General features: G+C 39.7%; 17 protein-coding genes. 11 read left to right on the plus strand and 6 right to left on the minus strand.

Features of this window, described 5'->3' with window-relative positions; all coding sequences use genetic code 11:
* Positions 1–242 precede the first annotated feature (242 nt).
* From cysC to CWB60_RS17625, 6 genes are all read left to right on the plus strand, one after another.
* The gene (cysC, locus tag CWB60_RS17600) at positions 243–854 is read left to right on the plus strand and encodes an adenylyl-sulfate kinase (protein WP_096739067.1); all 612 of its coding nucleotides are present in this window, start codon (positions 243–245) and stop codon (positions 852–854) included.
* A 150-nt stretch (positions 855–1,004) separates the two neighbouring features.
* The gene (locus CWB60_RS17605) at positions 1,005–1,961 is read left to right on the plus strand and encodes a DHHA1 domain-containing protein (RefSeq protein ID WP_096739068.1); all 957 of its coding nucleotides are present in this window, start codon (positions 1,005–1,007) and stop codon (positions 1,959–1,961) included.
* 59 nt (positions 1,962–2,020) lie between these two features.
* Entirely contained in the window at positions 2,021–3,187 is a 1,167-nt protein-coding gene (locus CWB60_RS17610) for a nucleotide sugar dehydrogenase (protein ID WP_096739069.1), read from the plus strand.
* Between the two features lie 83 nt (positions 3,188–3,270).
* The gene (locus CWB60_RS17615) at positions 3,271–4,275 is read left to right on the plus strand and encodes an NAD-dependent epimerase (RefSeq protein ID WP_138579203.1); all 1,005 of its coding nucleotides are present in this window, start codon (positions 3,271–3,273) and stop codon (positions 4,273–4,275) included.
* Between the two features lie 115 nt (positions 4,276–4,390).
* Positions 4,391–5,272 carry a UTP--glucose-1-phosphate uridylyltransferase GalU gene (gene galU, locus CWB60_RS17620; protein ID WP_138579205.1) on the plus strand — a complete coding sequence of 294 codons (882 nt, stop codon included), beginning with the start codon at positions 4,391–4,393 and terminating at the stop codon, positions 5,270–5,272.
* A gap of 248 nt (positions 5,273–5,520) precedes the next feature.
* Positions 5,521–6,294 (plus strand): YggN family protein, encoded by a 774-nt coding sequence (locus CWB60_RS17625; protein ID WP_138579207.1) that lies wholly within the window; start codon positions 5,521–5,523, stop codon positions 6,292–6,294.
* A 23-nt stretch (positions 6,295–6,317) separates the two neighbouring features.
* On the opposite strand, the gene CWB60_RS17630 is transcribed toward CWB60_RS17625, so the two are convergent.
* The 3 genes from CWB60_RS17630 to rsuA form a co-directional block, all read right to left on the minus strand.
* Complete coding sequence (locus tag CWB60_RS17630) at positions 6,318–6,665, minus strand: hypothetical protein (protein WP_096739073.1); 348 nt, start codon at positions 6,663–6,665, stop codon at positions 6,318–6,320.
* A gap of 15 nt (positions 6,666–6,680) precedes the next feature.
* Positions 6,681–7,178 carry a hypothetical protein gene (locus CWB60_RS17635; protein ID WP_096739074.1) on the minus strand — a complete coding sequence of 166 codons (498 nt, stop codon included), beginning with the start codon at positions 7,176–7,178 and terminating at the stop codon, positions 6,681–6,683.
* Positions 7,179–7,265: 87 nt separating this feature from the next.
* Positions 7,266–7,976, minus strand: a complete 711-nt coding sequence (rsuA, locus tag CWB60_RS17640) for a 16S rRNA pseudouridine(516) synthase RsuA (RefSeq protein WP_138579209.1) — start codon at positions 7,974–7,976, stop codon at positions 7,266–7,268.
* A gap of 59 nt (positions 7,977–8,035) precedes the next feature.
* Between rsuA and zapE the strand changes: the two genes are divergently transcribed.
* Positions 8,036–9,145, plus strand: a complete 1,110-nt coding sequence (zapE, locus tag CWB60_RS17645) for a cell division protein ZapE (protein WP_138579211.1) — start codon at positions 8,036–8,038, stop codon at positions 9,143–9,145.
* Positions 9,146–9,534: 389 nt separating this feature from the next.
* On the opposite strand, the gene galE is transcribed toward zapE, so the two are convergent.
* On the minus strand, positions 9,535–10,551 hold the full coding sequence (galE, locus tag CWB60_RS17650; RefSeq protein WP_064386952.1) for a UDP-glucose 4-epimerase GalE: 1,017 nt from the start codon (positions 10,549–10,551) through the stop codon (positions 9,535–9,537).
* A gap of 188 nt (positions 10,552–10,739) precedes the next feature.
* On the opposite strand from galE, the gene CWB60_RS17655 reads away from it, so the two are divergent.
* The gene (locus CWB60_RS17655) at positions 10,740–11,231 is read left to right on the plus strand and encodes a DUF3016 domain-containing protein (protein ID WP_096041145.1); all 492 of its coding nucleotides are present in this window, start codon (positions 10,740–10,742) and stop codon (positions 11,229–11,231) included.
* 589 nt (positions 11,232–11,820) lie between these two features.
* Here the strand turns inward: CWB60_RS17655 and CWB60_RS17660 are convergent.
* Complete coding sequence (locus CWB60_RS17660; protein WP_004587953.1) at positions 11,821–12,111, minus strand: hypothetical protein; 291 nt, start codon at positions 12,109–12,111, stop codon at positions 11,821–11,823.
* An 82-nt stretch (positions 12,112–12,193) separates the two neighbouring features.
* Here CWB60_RS17660 and CWB60_RS17665 point away from each other — a divergent pair, with 82 nt between their 5' ends.
* Positions 12,194–12,403: a hypothetical protein gene (locus CWB60_RS17665; protein WP_024031488.1), complete on the plus strand. Its 210-nt coding sequence runs from the start codon at positions 12,194–12,196 to the stop codon at positions 12,401–12,403.
* Here CWB60_RS17665 and epmB read toward each other — a convergent pair.
* On the minus strand, positions 12,400–13,413 hold the full coding sequence (gene epmB / locus CWB60_RS17670; protein ID WP_138579213.1) for an EF-P beta-lysylation protein EpmB: 1,014 nt from the start codon (positions 13,411–13,413) through the stop codon (positions 12,400–12,402). The two genes, CWB60_RS17665 and epmB, sit on opposite strands and share 4 nt — an antisense overlap.
* A gap of 41 nt (positions 13,414–13,454) precedes the next feature.
* Between epmB and efp the strand changes: the two genes are divergently transcribed.
* Both efp and epmA read left to right on the plus strand, forming a co-directional pair.
* On the plus strand, positions 13,455–14,021 hold the full coding sequence (gene efp, locus CWB60_RS17675; RefSeq protein WP_004587956.1) for an elongation factor P: 567 nt from the start codon (positions 13,455–13,457) through the stop codon (positions 14,019–14,021).
* A 56-nt stretch (positions 14,022–14,077) separates the two neighbouring features.
* A complete protein-coding gene (gene epmA / locus CWB60_RS17680; protein WP_138579215.1) occupies positions 14,078–15,052 on the plus strand; it encodes an elongation factor P--(R)-beta-lysine ligase in 975 nt (324 codons plus the stop codon).
* Positions 15,053–15,497: the final 445 nt, after the last annotated feature.

Genomic DNA, 15,497 nt, shown 5'->3' on the forward strand with positions numbered 1-15,497 from the left:
ATCGCCACACGTAATTTATTTTAAATTTTATTGCCTACGTACAGCTTACTGGCGTTATTAATGCCTTCTCAGTGTAGCGCGCAGCGCCTCTGTGCTCTCGGTGGTCAAATCGTTTTGAGTTAAGTTAAATGAGTGCTGCAAAGGTTAAAATATATGCATGGCTTTTCAATAGTCTTTTTACTTCTACACGCAAACACTTTTTAGTAGTAATATATTAGATAGTTTAGAACAAGGGTATTCCAATGAGCCAAGATGAAAATATAGTATGGCACGCTCAAACAGTGTCAAGAAAACAGAAGCAACAGCACAAAGGTCATAAGCCTGTATTGCTTTGGTATACTGGCTTAAGTGGTTCAGGAAAATCTACAGTGGCAAATGCTGTTGAAGCAAAGCTATTTTCATTAGGCTGCCATACTTATTTGCTTGATGGCGATAATGTACGCATGGGCTTAAATAAGGGGCTTACATTTAGTGATGAAGACCGTGTTGAGAATATTCGCCGCATAAGTGAAGTTGCTAAATTATTTGTAGATGCGGGCCTTATTGTATCTACCGCGTTTATTTCGCCATTTAAAGCTGACCGCGCTCAAGCTCGAAGTATAGTAAATGAAGGTGAATTTGTAGAAGTGTTTATTGATACACCGCTAGCTGTTTGCGAAAGCCGCGATCCAAAGGGCTTATATAAGAAAGCGCGCGCAGGTGAAATACCAAATTTTACAGGGATTAGTTCAGCATTTGATGTGCCCGAAAACCCCGATATACATGTTAAAACAGCTGACCAAACCATTGAACAATGTGCAGAGCAAATTGTAGATTATTTGATAAAAAATAAAATTGTAGATACTAGCAGCTAACAGCTGTTGAGTATTAAGTTTATCAATTGGTTTGGCTTTACTTGCGAAAGCAATTATTTGTTGTTTTGCCGATAGTATAAAGATGCTTTTCCTAAGAACTGCCTTTAATTATATTGGTATACTTTTTCTATTTTGGTACTTGAGAGTATTATGAAATATGACATTTTTAACGGTGATGCCGATGGTATTATCGCTTTACTTCAGCTTCAATTAGCTAACCCTACCGATACAATTAAGGTAACAGGGGTAAAACGCGATATTCAACTAATGCAAAAAATCACACCAAAAGAGGGTGATTGCATTCGAGTGTTGGATATTTCAATGGAAAAAAATATGCCTGCGCTTCACGATGCTTTAAGTGCTGGAGCTCGTGTTATGTACGTAGATCACCATAAAGCTGGCGATATACCTAATCATGCTAATTTATATGCGCATATCGATCTTGATGCGAATATGTGTACCAGCTTAATCGTTAGTGATTTACTAGATAAGCAGTTTCACTTATGGGCTATTACAGCCGCTTACGGTGATAATTTATTTGCTAAAGCAGATAGCGAGGCTGACAAGTTAAATTTAAACGATTTACAAAAGTCACAGTTAAAAGCGTTTGGTACTTACATAAATTATAACGGCTACGGAAGTGAAGTGGCTGATTTACACTTCGCCCCAGAAAGTTTGTTTGAGCTTCTTTTACAGTATAAATCGCCGTTTGATGCAATAAACGATAAAAGCTCGGTTTATTATACTCTTGAGCGAGCTTATAAAGCCGATATGGAAAAAGCAGCTAATGCACAAGTCCTTCATGATTGTGATACTGCCAAAGTAATTTTATTAGAAGATGCGGCTTGGGCTCGCCGGGTAAGTGGCGTTTTAGGTAACGATCTTGCTAATCAGTCTCCGAATAAGGCTCATGCAGTATTTACGTTTAATAGCAAAGGCAGCTATTTAGTAAGTGTGAGAGCGCCGCTTAACAACAAACAAGGTGCTGTAGATATATGTAGTAAGTTTGCTACAGGTGGGGGCCGAGCTGCTGCCGCGGGCATTAATGAACTACCTAAATCACAAGTCGCTAGTTTTATTGAGCAGCTTGTAAGCTATTATGAGTAGAACTTTCACTACTTATTAAAAAATGCTTAATTTTAAACTTTTAATTTTAAAGGATTAATATGAAAATTGCAGTGGTAGGTACAGGTTATGTAGGCCTTTCAAACGCTATGCTCTTATCGCAATATAATGAAGTGGTTGCACTTGATATTGACGAAAAAAAAATAGCACTTTTAAACGATAAGCAGTCACCAATTGTTGATAAAGAAATTAGCGATTTTTTAACACGTGATGACTTAAACTTTACAGCCACTACCGACAAAGTAGCCGCTTATAAAAACGCTGATTACGTAATTATAGCTACACCCACTGATTACGATGTTGAAAACAACTACTTTAATACTAGTTCTGTTGAAGCGGTAATTAAAGATACTATGGCGCATAACCCTAATGCAGTTATGGTGATTAAGTCGACTATTCCGGTAGGCTTTACTGCTGATATAAAGCAGCGGCTGAATGTTGAAAATTTAATATTTTCCCCTGAATTTTTACGTGAAGGAAAGGCGCTTTACGATAATTTGCACCCATCACGTATTGTTGTGGGCGAGCAAAGCGAGCGCGCAACTATTTTTGCTAACTTACTTAAGCAAGGTGCAATTAAGCAAGATGTTGAAGTGCTATTTACCGACTCAACAGAAGCCGAAGCTATTAAGTTATTTTCTAACACCTACCTTGCAATGCGAGTTGCTTATTTTAATGAGCTTGATAGTTATGCAGAAGCGCATGGGCTAAATAGTAAGCAGATTATCGAAGGTGTAGGGTTAGATCCACGTATTGGAAAGCATTACAATAATCCGTCGTTTGGCTATGGCGGCTACTGTTTACCAAAAGACACTAAACAATTGCGTGCTAATTACCAAAGTGTACCAAATAATATAATTGGCGCTATTGTAGACGCTAATACAACACGTAAAGACTTTATTGCTGACTCAATTATTAAGCGTAGCCCCAAAATCGTGGGCGTGTACCGTTTAGTAATGAAAACAGGCTCAGATAACTTTAGAGCCTCTGCTATTCAAGGCATTATGAAACGTATTAAAGCAAAAGGTATTGAGGTTGTCGTATTTGAGCCTGTTCTTGAAGAGAGCGAGTTTTATCATTCGCGCGTAATAAAAGACTTAAACGAATTTAAGCAGATATCTGATGTGGTGGTTTCTAACCGTATGGTTGAGGAGCTTAGCGACATTGTAGATAAAGTGTATACACGTGATTTATTTGGTAGTGATTGATTAGATAATAGCTGTTAGAGATTACTTTTAAAAGCCGCTGAAATGTATGTTGATGCGGCTTTTTTGCTTAAATTAGGAATTTTATGAAGTATTTAGTTACAGGGGCTGCGGGCTTTATTGGTGCTGCAACGTGTCAAAAATTATTAGCTGCGGGCCATATTGTAGTAGGTATTGATAATTTAAACGAGTATTACGATGTAAATTTAAAATTAGCACGTTTGGTGCAGTTTGAAAGCCACGATAACTTTACGTTTATTAAGCTCGATATAAGTGAGCGCTCAGTAATGAGCGAGTTATTTGTAGTACAACAGTTTGATAAAGTAATACATTTAGCTGCGCAAGCGAGCGTACGCTACTCAATAGAGAACCCAGATACATACGCCGACTCTAATTTAGTGGGGTACCTAAATGTACTCGAAGGGTGTAGGCATAACAATGTTAAGCACCTTGTTTATGCATCATCTAGCTCTGTTTATGGCCTAAATGAAAAAACGCCATTTGAAACTACCGATAGTGTTGATCACCCTGTATCGTTTTATGCGGCGACTAAAAAAGCTAATGAACTAATGGCTCACAGCTATTCTCATTTATATAGCTTACCAACTACTGGGCTGCGCTTTTTTACAGTTTATGGCCCGTGGGGTCGCCCTGATATGGCGCCGTATATTTTTACTAAAAAGATACTTGATGGGGATACTATTGATATAAATAACAATGGTGATATGTGGCGTGACTTTACTTACATTGACGATATTGTAGAAGCTGTTGTACGAGCTGCTGATGTTATACCTCAAGCAAACCCAGACTGGAGAGTAGAGAGCGGTTCGCCAGCTACTAGCTCTGCTCCTTATGCTATTTATAATATTGGCCATGGGAGTCCAATAAACCTAATGAAGTTTATTGAAGCAATTGAGGCCGAGCTTGGTATTGAGGCAAATAAAAACTTTCGCGAAATGCAAGCGGGTGACGTTTATAAAACATATGCCGACATGCAAGATTTGTTTAAAGTAACTGGCTACAAAGCCCAAGTAAATGTTAAGCAAGGCGTTAGAGAGCTAATAAAGTGGTATAAAGGTTTTTATAAATAAGTTTTAAAAGTTAAAAGCCGAAAGTTAAAAACTGATAGCTTCACACTCATTCAGCCCCCATCTACATATAACCTGTTAACTTAAAAATAATTAATTTACAAACAAAGGACTACCCATGAAAGCTGTAATTCCTGTTGCCGGCCTTGGCACACGTATGTTACCTATGACTAAAGCAATTCCTAAAGAAATGCTACCAATTGTAGATAAACCATTGATTCAATACATAGTGAGTGAGTGTGTATCTGCAGGTATTAAAGATATTGTACTTGTAACACACAGCTCTAAAAACGCCATAGAAAACCACTTTGATACCAGCTACGAGCTTGAAGCAACCTTAGAAAAGCGCGTTAAGCGTGCGTTACTTGAAGAAGTACGCTCTATTTGTCCTACTGATGTAACGGTAATGAGTGTACGCCAAGGCGAAGCTAAAGGCCTAGGGCACGCTATTTTATGTGCAAAGCCAATTGTAGGTAATGACGACTTTATAGTATTACTCCCTGATGTAATACTTGATGCTTACACGGCCGATCAAAAAACTGAAAACCTAGCCGCGATGATCAAACGCTTTAACGAGACTAAAGCAAGTCAAATTATGCTAGAGCCAGTAGCACAAGATGATGTAAGTAAATACGGTATTGCTGATATTAACGGCGTACAGCTAACACCAGGTAACAGTGCGGCAATTAAAACAATGGTTGAAAAACCAGATGCCGATAAGGCACCTTCAAACCTTGCTGTAGTAGGGCGTTACGTATTGAGTAAAAGCATTTGGCCGCTACTTGCTAAAACGCCTGTGGGCGCTGGTGGTGAAATACAGTTAACAGACTCTATTGATGCGCTAATGACTCAAGAAACCGTTGAAGCATTTCATATGAGTGGTCGTTCTCACGACTGTGGCGATAAGCTAGGTTACTTAAAAGCGATTGTTGAATACGGCATGCGTGATAGTAAGCTTGGTGATGACTTTACTCGATACTTAAATAAACTTGCTAAATAGAACAACATCTTAACACTTTTTAGTTTTACATATGTGGATGGCTTTGTGCTAATGATTATAGCTATTGCGTATTGAATTGGGCATAGCAAGAATAGGTATTTAATTGCCGGTGATGTGAATGCTTCACCGGCTTTTTATTAAAAATATTTAACCTATTAATCCCATTATATGCTTCGCTAAATTTTCTTGCATAAAGTTGGTTTTTTGTTAACCTACTTGCCTTCCTTTTTTAGCTTGTTGAGGTGTATATGGCGTTGTTATCTCGTTCGATATTGGCGTTGTGTTTAGCACTTTCAAGCTCTGCAGTTCTAGCTCAGTCACAGTGTGATGTTGAGCTTAGTCATGGCTTAATAATTACCGACGACGTTATACGTATTCTTGATAAAGGCCAAACACGCGTACAAATTAATAATAACAATCAGCTTTTTATTCGAGGTTACTGGGTTGATTTAAGCACTGAAGAAAGCAAAGTGCTTGAGCAGTTTAGCCATGGTATTCGCCATACGGTGCCGGAGCTTGTTAATTTGGCTACCGATGGTGTTAACTTAGGTTTAAGCGCCATTGAACATGTAGTCGAGGGGATGTCTGACAAAGAGCCAGAGGTGCTAAAAACCCAGCTCCAGTACGTAGAACGTGCGCTTATGGACAAATTTAAGCGTGGTGATGACTTCTTTTTTATCGCGCCACAGTCGCTCTCGCAAATAGATGATTTTTTCACTAAAGAAATTAGCCAGCAAATACACTCTGCCGTACATGGCTCGTTAGGGGCTATTTTAATGTCGCTTGGTGATGCGTTTAAATCACGCGAAGGTAATATTGAAGACCGCATTAATGACATGGGCCAACGTATGGATATTATCTCTAAAGAAATAGATAAATCACTGCAAAAAAAGGCTCAGCAACTTGAGCTTAAAGCCTCTGAATACTGTGAATGTTTAAACGCACTCGATGTGACCGAATCACGCTTGCAAGCGATTGTCCCAGGCATGGCTGACTTTGATTTAGTGCAGATAAAATCGTAAGCAAGCGGATTTGTAAAAGGTTATCAATGAGAGTTAATTGCCTTTATCAATTCAATAGTTTCTATTTCTTGCCTGCTTGAGCGAGCTACCTGATTAAGGTATGACTCAATTGTTTTTTTATACTTTCCATTTAGCTTTTCTGAACAGTAAGTTAGCCTTAATAGAGAAAATGTATCCGAAGGATCCATAGCTAAAAGTTTTTCTGCTGTGATGCATGCATCATCATAACTTTTATTTATAATTGCTTGATTATACTCTTGAAGCTTAGAGTTGTATTCAGCTTCTATAGGGCTTAGTACAGCGCTAGTCGTAAAGCTTATTGATAAAGTAATTATCAAGATTACTAAATTATAATAATTTAATTTATTCATTGAGGTTCCTTCAATTTATGGAATTATTATAAAGCCTTCACCATTCGGTATTATGCTTAAAAACTTTTTCCACTGTGATGGGTCTATTGTGGGACAGCCAGCAGAGCCCTTCCAAGTATCACTATAACCCCAATGAACATGTATATAATTCGCAAAACTACCTTGGTTTGGAAAGTTAGGGTTTATATCTGTTGTAGGGACATTAGCATTTCCATTAACGACCAAAGCAGGTTTGCCCTTGTGAGAGCCCTGTTTAATTCTGTAAGTTCCGGCCTTTACAAATGGATAGGCATCAGTCCCTTTAATGCTAGAATCTTTAGGTTTAAAAGGGTTTGGCGTACTACTTCCATTGAACGAGCCTAACTTGCTACCATCAGCAGAAAAAACAATAACCTTTTGGTCATACACTTTATGTGATGCTGTTCCTTTCGCACTAAATCTAATCCCCCACTTATTATTTCCTTTATTTGGAAAGGGGTAGTGAGATTGTATAGTTGAAGTATTATTCTTCATATTCATTCCTTTGAGTAATTTATTCTAAATAAGATTGAGCTTATTTAGAGGTATTATAATAGTAATCCTTACAAGCATTATTATTAATTATGTTTTTGAATGCAACATAATCTCCTCAGCCGTTAACTCCTTATACTCTCCACTTGCTAAGTTTTCGTCCAGTATAATATTACCTATTTGCTCGCGGTGTAGCTCTACCACTTTGTTACCTACCGCGGCTAACATGCGTTTAACTTGGTGGTATTTACCTTCGCTGATTGATAAACGTAAGCTGTAGGTGGCAAGTGCTTCTGCTTTAGCTGGACGGGTGAGATCTTTTTCGTTGTGAAGTTGTACGCCGCTGCGTAGTTGCTCTAATGCTTCTTCGGTTATAGGCTCTTGTGTTTCTACTAAGTAGGTTTTTAATTTGTTGTGCTTTGGCGAGGTAATACGGTGCGACCAATCGCCATCGTTAGTAATAAGTACTAAGCCGGTGGTGTCTATATCAAGGCGACCTGCTACATGAAAGTCGGCCATATTTGGCTCATCGAGCAAATCAAATACGGTGGGGTGTAGTTCATCTACATTGGCACACACGTAGCCTACAGGTTTGTGTAGCATGAAGTAGCGTTTGCCTAAAAATACCATAGGCTCACCAGCAAATGTTACTTCATCTTGCTGGGTTACTTGAAAATCGAACGCGCTAACAACTTCCCCATTTACTTGCACTTCTTGGCGTTTAATACCCGCGCGAGCTTTTGAGCGTGGTAGCTCGGCTAGGTGGCTAATAAATTTATCTAAGCGGCAAGGGAATTTCATTTTGGTTCACATTTTTAGTCGGCTACAATGGCGGCGATTATAGCCGATAGTGAAACCCCATGTCAGTAAACTACCCACAAATTTTAAGGCTTTACCAAGCAAAAATAGATGCGGGTGAACTGTGTGTTGATAGCGCTCAGCAAAATGCAGTAAATGCGTTAAATAACCTAAGTATACAGTTACACACAAAAATACCTTGGTGGAAAAAAGCGCCGTTAATTAAAGGGGTTTATTTGCATGGGCCGGTGGGGCGGGGTAAATCCATGCTAATGGATTTATTTTATAAAAATTTACCCACTGAGCGTAAGCAGCGGCTGCATTTTCATCACTTTATGGCGCAAATACACACGCAACTTGCCCAGCTACAAGGTCATAAAAACCCTCTCACGTTAATTGCTAAACAATGGGCGAAAGATATAAAAGTGCTGTGTTTTGATGAGTTTTTTGTTAGCGACATTGGCGATGCAATGATTATGGCAAGGTTATTTAACGCCTTGTTTGATAGTGGGGTAGTGCTGGTGGCAACTTCTAACGCAAAACCTGAGCAGCTTTATCGCAATGGCCTACAGCGCGCGCGGTTTTTACCCACAATCGATTTAATTAAAAATTATTGCCATGTAATTAGTGTTGAAGGGCAGGATGATCATCGCTTTAGGTATGGTAAAAATAGCCGCCATTATTTTATTAATTTACCTATAAGCGAGTTTAAAAAGCAGTTTTTATCTCAGTATCCACAAGCAAAGGAAAACCAAATTTTACAGGTACACTCCCGCAGCTTACCGTGTTTATTAACCGCAGATAATGCATTAATGATCGATTTTATAGCGCTTTGTTCAGGAGCGCGTAGCGCTTACGATTATATGTTTTTAGCCAAGCAGTTTGATATTTTATATATAGAAAATGTACCAAAAATGGGTGTAGGCGCAACAGGTAAAGTAATAGTGCATGGTATTGAAGACAGTTATCAACGCGAAAAACAAACCCTCAATGAGCATTATTTAGATGACGAAGCGCGGCGCTTTATTGCATTGGTGGACGAGTTTTACGATTGCCACAAGTTATTAGTTATTAACGCCCACGCGCACGTTGAGTCTTTGTATGAGGGGCAAAAGCTGAGCTTTGAATATGCGCGAACGCAGTCGCGTATTGTCGAAATGCAAAATTGGTAACACCTTTTCAATATTACATTGTTAGCGCGCGACTTGCTGGCGTTTTAAAAGCGATTACGTCACCACTGAGAACCCAGAGAAGTGAAGGAGAAGAGCTTTTTCTCAGTGCCCTCGGTGGTAAATTTTTTAACAAACACCTAAAGTGGTTTTATCACCACAGAAAACATGCAGTAGTGAAGAAGTAATAATTAGTTGTAGATGCGCAGCTTACTGGCGTTTAAAAGCAGCGCTTTTACGTTGTGTTAAACCCCTTTGATAAAGCTATGAGAAGCTTCGCTTCTACGTGAGCAAGCTCTACGTCTCCATTAAAAAATTAGCGCGGTAGTAAATTTATTTATAGGTGATTTGCCTGCTTGTGAAACAGGCAAAATTTATAAAGTATTTTTTAATTAACTTTTATAACCATTAGGGTTATTTGACTGCCAACGCCATGTGTCTTCCATCATGGCATCTATTCCACGCACCGCTTCCCAGCCTAGCTCATTAAGTGCTTTTTCTGGCGCGGCGTAACATGCAGCAATATCGCCAGGGCGACGAGGCGATACTTGATAAGGAACGTCTTGGCCGCTGGCTTTTATAAAGGCGTTAACCATTTGCAGTACAGAGTAACCATTGCCTGTGCCAAGGTTATATACAAGTGCGCCGGTATTGTTGGCAATTTTATCAAGCGCTTTTAAATGCCCCATCGCTAAATCTACAACGTGAATATAGTCGCGTACACCAGTGCCATCAACGGTGTCGTAGTCATCACCAAATACAGCAAGCTGCTTTAATTTACCTACTGCAACTTGGGCAATAAATGGTAATAAGTTATTAGGAATACCATTTGGATCTTCGCCAATTAAGCCTGACTCATGTGCGCCCACTGGGTTAAAGTAACGCAAAATAGCAAATGCAAAACGCTCATCTGATTTAGCAATATCTTGCAGCATCATCTCAACCATCAGTTTTGATGTGCCGTACGGATTAGTTGTGCCACCTACCGGGAAGTCTTCTTTAATCGGTAAGCTTGCAGGGTCGCCGTAAACTGTGGCTGATGAGCTAAATACTAATTTAAATACGCCTGCATCGCGCATGGCATCTACAAGTGTAAGCGTACCTTGTACGTTTGTTTGATAGTACTCAACAGGTTTAGCTACCGACTCACCAACCGACTTTAAGCCAGCAAAATGAATCACACTCTCTATAGTGTGCCTTGTAAAAATGGCATCTAAAAAAACTTTATCAAGAATGTCGCCTTGGTAAAACGTGGCTTCTTTGCCTGTGATTTGCTTTACGCGTGCAAGCGACTCTTTTGATGCGTTACTTAAATTATCAACAACAACAACTTCGCTGCCTTGCTGTAAAAGTTCTAAAACGGTGTGTGAGCCTATGTAGCCTGCGCCGCCTGTTACTAAAATTGCCATGAATGCTCCGTGGATACCTTTTTTCAATTATCTTAATTTCATCATATATTCTTACTATTTACATGCTTTATTTTAAAAGCGTATTAAAATAGGTTAATTAAGTAATGGTTAATAAACTAGTGTTAAACTTGTATGGTCTATTACTGGGCTAAGTCTAAATAATTAGTACTGCCCCTTTGGAGAATGCTATGAATTCAGTTAAAACAATCGCTATGGCAATGTGTATTACATTACCTGCATTTGCACACGCTGGAGAATCTGTAGTTAAGTGGCAAGATTTTAAAGACTACCGCGATGTGCGCGCTTCTAGCCAGGGTAAAGCGTCGTACCACAAACAAATTGCTACTCAGTTCGAAAAACATTTTTCTAAACTTGCCGAGCAATTGCCAAAAGACTACAAGCTAAATTTAGAAATAACCGATATCGATTTAGCAGGGGACGTACGCTATGGCGGTATGGATGAAATACGCGTAGTAAAACCTATTTATTTTCCGCGCATTAAGCTCAATTACTCGCTAAGCGATAATAAAGGGAGTGTAGTGAGTGAAGAGGACGATGTAGAGCTTAAAGACATGGGCTTTATGGATAAAATTAAAATGGGTCGCGACGAGCCGTTTTTTTATGAAAAACGCTTAATAACCGAATGGTTTGGCGAGCAAATTTTAGCAAATTTAGATTAGGTAGTATTGCGTGAGTAGGCTTCACTGCTTAGATTGAAATCACAGAGGTGTTAAGTACCACCTGGTAGATGCGCAGCTTGCTGGCGTTTAAAAGCAGTGGTTATTATTATATTTTAAAACCATGAGAAGCTTCGCTTCTAACGTGAGCAAGCTCTACGTCTACAACCCAAACAAGCTCCGAGGTTAAATTTATTGTAGGCGCATTGCTTGCTGGTGCATTTGGAATTTATGCTGCGTATATTTATTAATGCAAAATATCCGACGCGAGGTAAACTCGCTGCTACTAGCTTTGCACTCCACTTTTTCAAAAAATTAAAGAATTAATCCACAAAAAGATTAAGAGACGCTGCGCTTTAGAGGGAAAGAAAAGCTTAAAATAAGTATTTGTCTTGTTTTCTCATTTATTCCTCTTTCACTTCTCTTTGTGCAAAGTATTAAGTTATTTATTCACTGAAAGGTTAAGAAGCGGGTCGCTTTAGAGGCGGAACATTATGTTTATATTTTGCGTGAGCAAGCTTCACGCCTACTAATAAAAAGCACCGTGTTAATTGCAAACGCGGTGCTTAATATTTATTCTTGCTTACCGCTATTACTTAAACGTAGCGAGCAGGGTAAGTAACTGTTGTAGCTTAATAACCGTTGTTTTAAGCTTTTCTTCATCAAAACCATCTGTGCTTAAGCTTTCTACATCGGCTGCTACATCAAGTACGTATGGCTTAAAGCGTTTAGCTTCAAAACTAAATCCGGCATCAGCTGGGAACAAGGCTTTAAATTTACCGTGGCCTTGTTGCTGTAGCTCATCTAGTTTTTTGTCGGCATCAAGTGCTTGGCGATAAACAATTTTTAAGTTAGCGTTGAGTTGTTCAATTATAGAATCCATGGTTTTCCTAAAGCTTTGTACTGCATTGCCGATATAGTACTTGGATTACATTTAAATGTCAGGTTGATTAAGGCTTATAACGATGAATATATCAGGTGGAAATCTACCCGCTATGTCTAGCTCTGGCCAAGGTGGTGAAGTATATACCGCTGCTTTGTCTAAAAAGCAGCAATTAGCAGATGGCGCAGCAGCACTTGCACTAATTGAAGGTGCTGCCCAACCCACAAGTGCGCAATCACCGGCTCAGTCGGTTACTGCAACACTGGGTAACAATGTAAATATATACGTTTAAATTAGCTTAAGGTCGATAGGTGTTTTGCTTTTTTGACCGCCTATTTCTCTTACTAATTTAGGCACTAAAAATCCAGGCAGGGCTTTTAATAGTTCTGCCATTATTTTTATTGCCTGTGGCTCTTCTATATCAAAGTGGCTTGCGCCTTCAACCTTATCTAGCAAATATAAATAGTATGGCAGTACGTCGGCATCAAATAACGCCTCACTTAAATTTATTTGTGCCTCAACGGTATCGTTCACCTCTTTTAAAATAACTGCTTGGTTTAATAACGTTACGCCTGCTTGCTTTAGCTTTTGCATGGCGGCTTTAAACTCATCGTCTATTTCGTTGGCGTGATTTATATGGTTAATAAATATAATTTTTAGCGGTGATTGCTTTAGCCTCGCGCACAGCTCATCGGTAATACGCGCAGGTATAACAACAGGCAAACGGCTGTGTATTCGCATGCGTTTAATTTGAGGTAACTGTTCAAGCTCATCTAAAAACCAGCTAATGGCATCGTCTTTGGCCATAAGTGGGTCGCCACCACTTAAAATCACTTCGTTTATGTTGGCATCTGATTTTATATAGCTCAGCGCATCAAGCAGGCTTTTTTTATTAAGCTGGTTTTCTTGATACGGGAAGTGGCGTCTAAAGCAGTAACGGCAATTTACTGCACAGCCAGTTTTAAACATAATTAAAACACGGGATTTATATTTATGTAAAAGCCCTGGCTGTTCGTTGTCTTGCTCTAGTAAAGGGTCTTTATTAAAACCTGTTTTGGTTAAAAACTCTTGATGGCGTGGCATAACTTGTAGCAATAAGGGGTCGTTTGCATCGCCCTTGCGTATTTTTTTTATAAAAGGGACTGGCACGCGTACCGGAAATAAACTGCGGGCTTTTAGGTCGTTTTCATGGGCTTGGCTCGATAAACCGACCATTTCAAGCAAGGTTTTTGGGCAGGTAACTACATTTGCTAATTCTTTTTGCCAGTTTTTATGCAAATTTGCTTCATTTCTTTGTATCATTGGCACGTAGATTACTCGAAAAAAATTAAATAGAGGAAACGATGGCGAATTATAGCACCAACGAGTTCAAGGGCGGCCTAAAAATTATGATGGACGGCGAACCTTGCAGTATTTTAGAAAATGAAATGGTAAAACCTGGTAAAGGCCAAGCGTTTAACCGTGTTCGTATCCGCAAACTTATCTCTGGTAAGGTGCTTGAAAAAACCTTTAAATCGGGTGAATCAGTTGAAGGCGCCGATGTAATGGATACCGACTTAGCGTACCTATACACAGACGGTGAGTTTTGGCATTTCATGAACAACGAAACATTTGAACAAATTGCCGCTGACGAAAAAGCACTTGGCGATGCCGTTAAATGGTTAGTTGAAAACGATGTATGTACTATTACATTATGGAACGGTAGCCCAATCGCGGTTACTCCACCTAACTTTGTTGAGCTTGAGATCACTGAAACTGATCCTGGTCTTAAAGGCGATACAGCGGGCACAGGCGGTAAACCTGCAACGCTTAGCACTGGTGCAGTAGTACGCGTTCCATTATTCGTACAAATTGGTGAAGTAATTAAAGTAGACACCCGTAGCGGTGAATACGTAGGCCGTGTTAAGTAAGCTTGAGTACGGTTTATAAAATCCCGGCTTAAGCTGGGATTTTTTTTGGAGAAAATATGTCAGCAACACCTTGGGCACCTAGTGCAAGCATAAACACCCTTAAGCAACGTGCAGCCATACTGAGAACTATTCGTGAGTTTTTTTATACGCGTAATGTAATGGAAGTAGAAACACCGAGCTTAAGCAGTGCCAGTGTAACCGATGTGCATTTAGCAAGTTTTAATACACAGTTTGTAGGCCCAGGCCACGCTGGTGGCTTGCCTCTTTATTTACAAACATCGCCTGAATTTGCAATGAAGCGTTTGCTAGCAGCAGGCTCAGGGCCCATATTTCAGCTTTGTAAGGCATTTAGAAACGAAGAAGCGGGACGCCATCATAACCCCGAATTTACCATGCTTGAGTGGTATCGCCCTGGGTTTGATGAGTTTGCATTAATGGATGAAATGGATGAGCTAATGCAGCTCATTTTAAATGTAGAACCTGCAGAGCGTCTTACTTACCAGCAAGCATTTGAGCAAGTGTTAGCGCTTGACCCATTAACAGCTACGCTTAGACAATTGCAAACACTTGCCTGCGATCACGGCTTTGCCGATATAGCCAAAAACGAAACCAATAAAGATACCTTACTGCAGCTGTTATTTTGTATGAAAATAGAGCCAACTATTGGGCAAACTAAGCCGTGTTTTGTGTATCACTTTCCGGCATCGCAAGCGGCACTGGCACAAATTTGTGAGCACGATAACCGCGTAGCAGGGCGCTTTGAGCTTTATTATAAAAATATGGAATTAGCGAATGGCTTTAATGAGCTAACTAATGCTAAAGAGCAGGCAAAGCGCTTTGATGAAGATAACGCCTATCGCGCTGCCAATGGGTTAAACCACGTGCCTATGGATACCCGCTTAATCGACGCTCTTGAGCACGGCTTACCGCAATGTGCAGGCGTTGCTATGGGGATAGACAGATTAGTTATGCTAGCCACCGCTAAAGATACAATAAAAGAAGTCATCGCGTTTGATGTAGATAGGGCGTGATGCTTTACCTGCAGGCGTGGCTTTATGCCGCGTATTGATTATTAGCAGTTTTGCGTGAGCAAGCTTCACGCCTACGACATTGTGTTTTTAATGTAGGCGCATTTGGTATTTATACCGCGTTAAAACAATAAACCCAAACGCGAGGTAAACTCGCTGCTACTTTTATGTTTTCTCATTTACTCCTCTTTTTATTCTCTTTGTGCAATAGGGGTTAAGTTATTTCTTCACAAAGAGGTTAGGAGGCGCTGCGCTTTAGAGGGTCATGTTGTAGTCGCGGCTTTATGCCGCGTATTTTGTATTAAATGCCAGACGCGAGATAAACTCGCTGCTACTTGTGTGTTTCTCAGTGTAGTGGCAGTGCCTCGGTGTTCTCGGTGGTAAAAGCGTTTTGTTCTAGTGCATCAGTAATTAAGAAATTATTATCACCACAGAGAACACGGAGAAG

Origin of the sequence: Pseudoalteromonas sp. S327, from assembly GCF_005886415.1 — a bacterium.
Lineage (GTDB): Bacteria > Pseudomonadota > Gammaproteobacteria > Enterobacterales > Alteromonadaceae > Pseudoalteromonas > Pseudoalteromonas atlantica.

What these genes read in the sequence shown, in the direction of transcription:
- CWB60_RS17605 (WP_096739068.1), top strand. Translation starts at nt 1,005, where the DNA reads ATGAAATATGACATTTTTAACGGTGATGCCGATGGTATTATCGCTTTA.
- epmB (WP_138579213.1), bottom strand. Translation starts at nt 13,413, where the DNA reads ATGATACAAAGAAATGAAGCAAATTTGCATAAAAACTGGCAAAAAGAA.
- efp (WP_004587956.1), top strand. Translation starts at nt 13,455, where the DNA reads ATGGCGAATTATAGCACCAACGAGTTCAAGGGCGGCCTAAAAATTATG.
- galU (WP_138579205.1), top strand. Translation starts at nt 4,391, where the DNA reads ATGAAAGCTGTAATTCCTGTTGCCGGCCTTGGCACACGTATGTTACCT.
- CWB60_RS17625 (WP_138579207.1), top strand. Translation starts at nt 5,521, where the DNA reads ATGGCGTTGTTATCTCGTTCGATATTGGCGTTGTGTTTAGCACTTTCA.
- galE (WP_064386952.1), bottom strand. Translation starts at nt 10,551, where the DNA reads ATGGCAATTTTAGTAACAGGCGGCGCAGGCTACATAGGCTCACACACC.
- CWB60_RS17630 (WP_096739073.1), bottom strand. Translation starts at nt 6,665, where the DNA reads ATGAATAAATTAAATTATTATAATTTAGTAATCTTGATAATTACTTTA.
- CWB60_RS17660 (WP_004587953.1), bottom strand. Translation starts at nt 12,111, where the DNA reads ATGGATTCTATAATTGAACAACTCAACGCTAACTTAAAAATTGTTTAT.
- CWB60_RS17635 (WP_096739074.1), bottom strand. Translation starts at nt 7,178, where the DNA reads ATGAAGAATAATACTTCAACTATACAATCTCACTACCCCTTTCCAAAT.
- zapE (WP_138579211.1), top strand. Translation starts at nt 8,036, where the DNA reads ATGTCAGTAAACTACCCACAAATTTTAAGGCTTTACCAAGCAAAAATA.
- CWB60_RS17615 (WP_138579203.1), top strand. Translation starts at nt 3,271, where the DNA reads ATGAAGTATTTAGTTACAGGGGCTGCGGGCTTTATTGGTGCTGCAACG.
- rsuA (WP_138579209.1), bottom strand. Translation starts at nt 7,976, where the DNA reads ATGAAATTCCCTTGCCGCTTAGATAAATTTATTAGCCACCTAGCCGAG.
- epmA (WP_138579215.1), top strand. Translation starts at nt 14,078, where the DNA reads ATGTCAGCAACACCTTGGGCACCTAGTGCAAGCATAAACACCCTTAAG.
- CWB60_RS17655 (WP_096041145.1), top strand. Translation starts at nt 10,740, where the DNA reads ATGAATTCAGTTAAAACAATCGCTATGGCAATGTGTATTACATTACCT.
- CWB60_RS17610 (WP_096739069.1), top strand. Translation starts at nt 2,021, where the DNA reads ATGAAAATTGCAGTGGTAGGTACAGGTTATGTAGGCCTTTCAAACGCT.
- CWB60_RS17665 (WP_024031488.1), top strand. Translation starts at nt 12,194, where the DNA reads ATGAATATATCAGGTGGAAATCTACCCGCTATGTCTAGCTCTGGCCAA.
- cysC (WP_096739067.1), top strand. Translation starts at nt 243, where the DNA reads ATGAGCCAAGATGAAAATATAGTATGGCACGCTCAAACAGTGTCAAGA.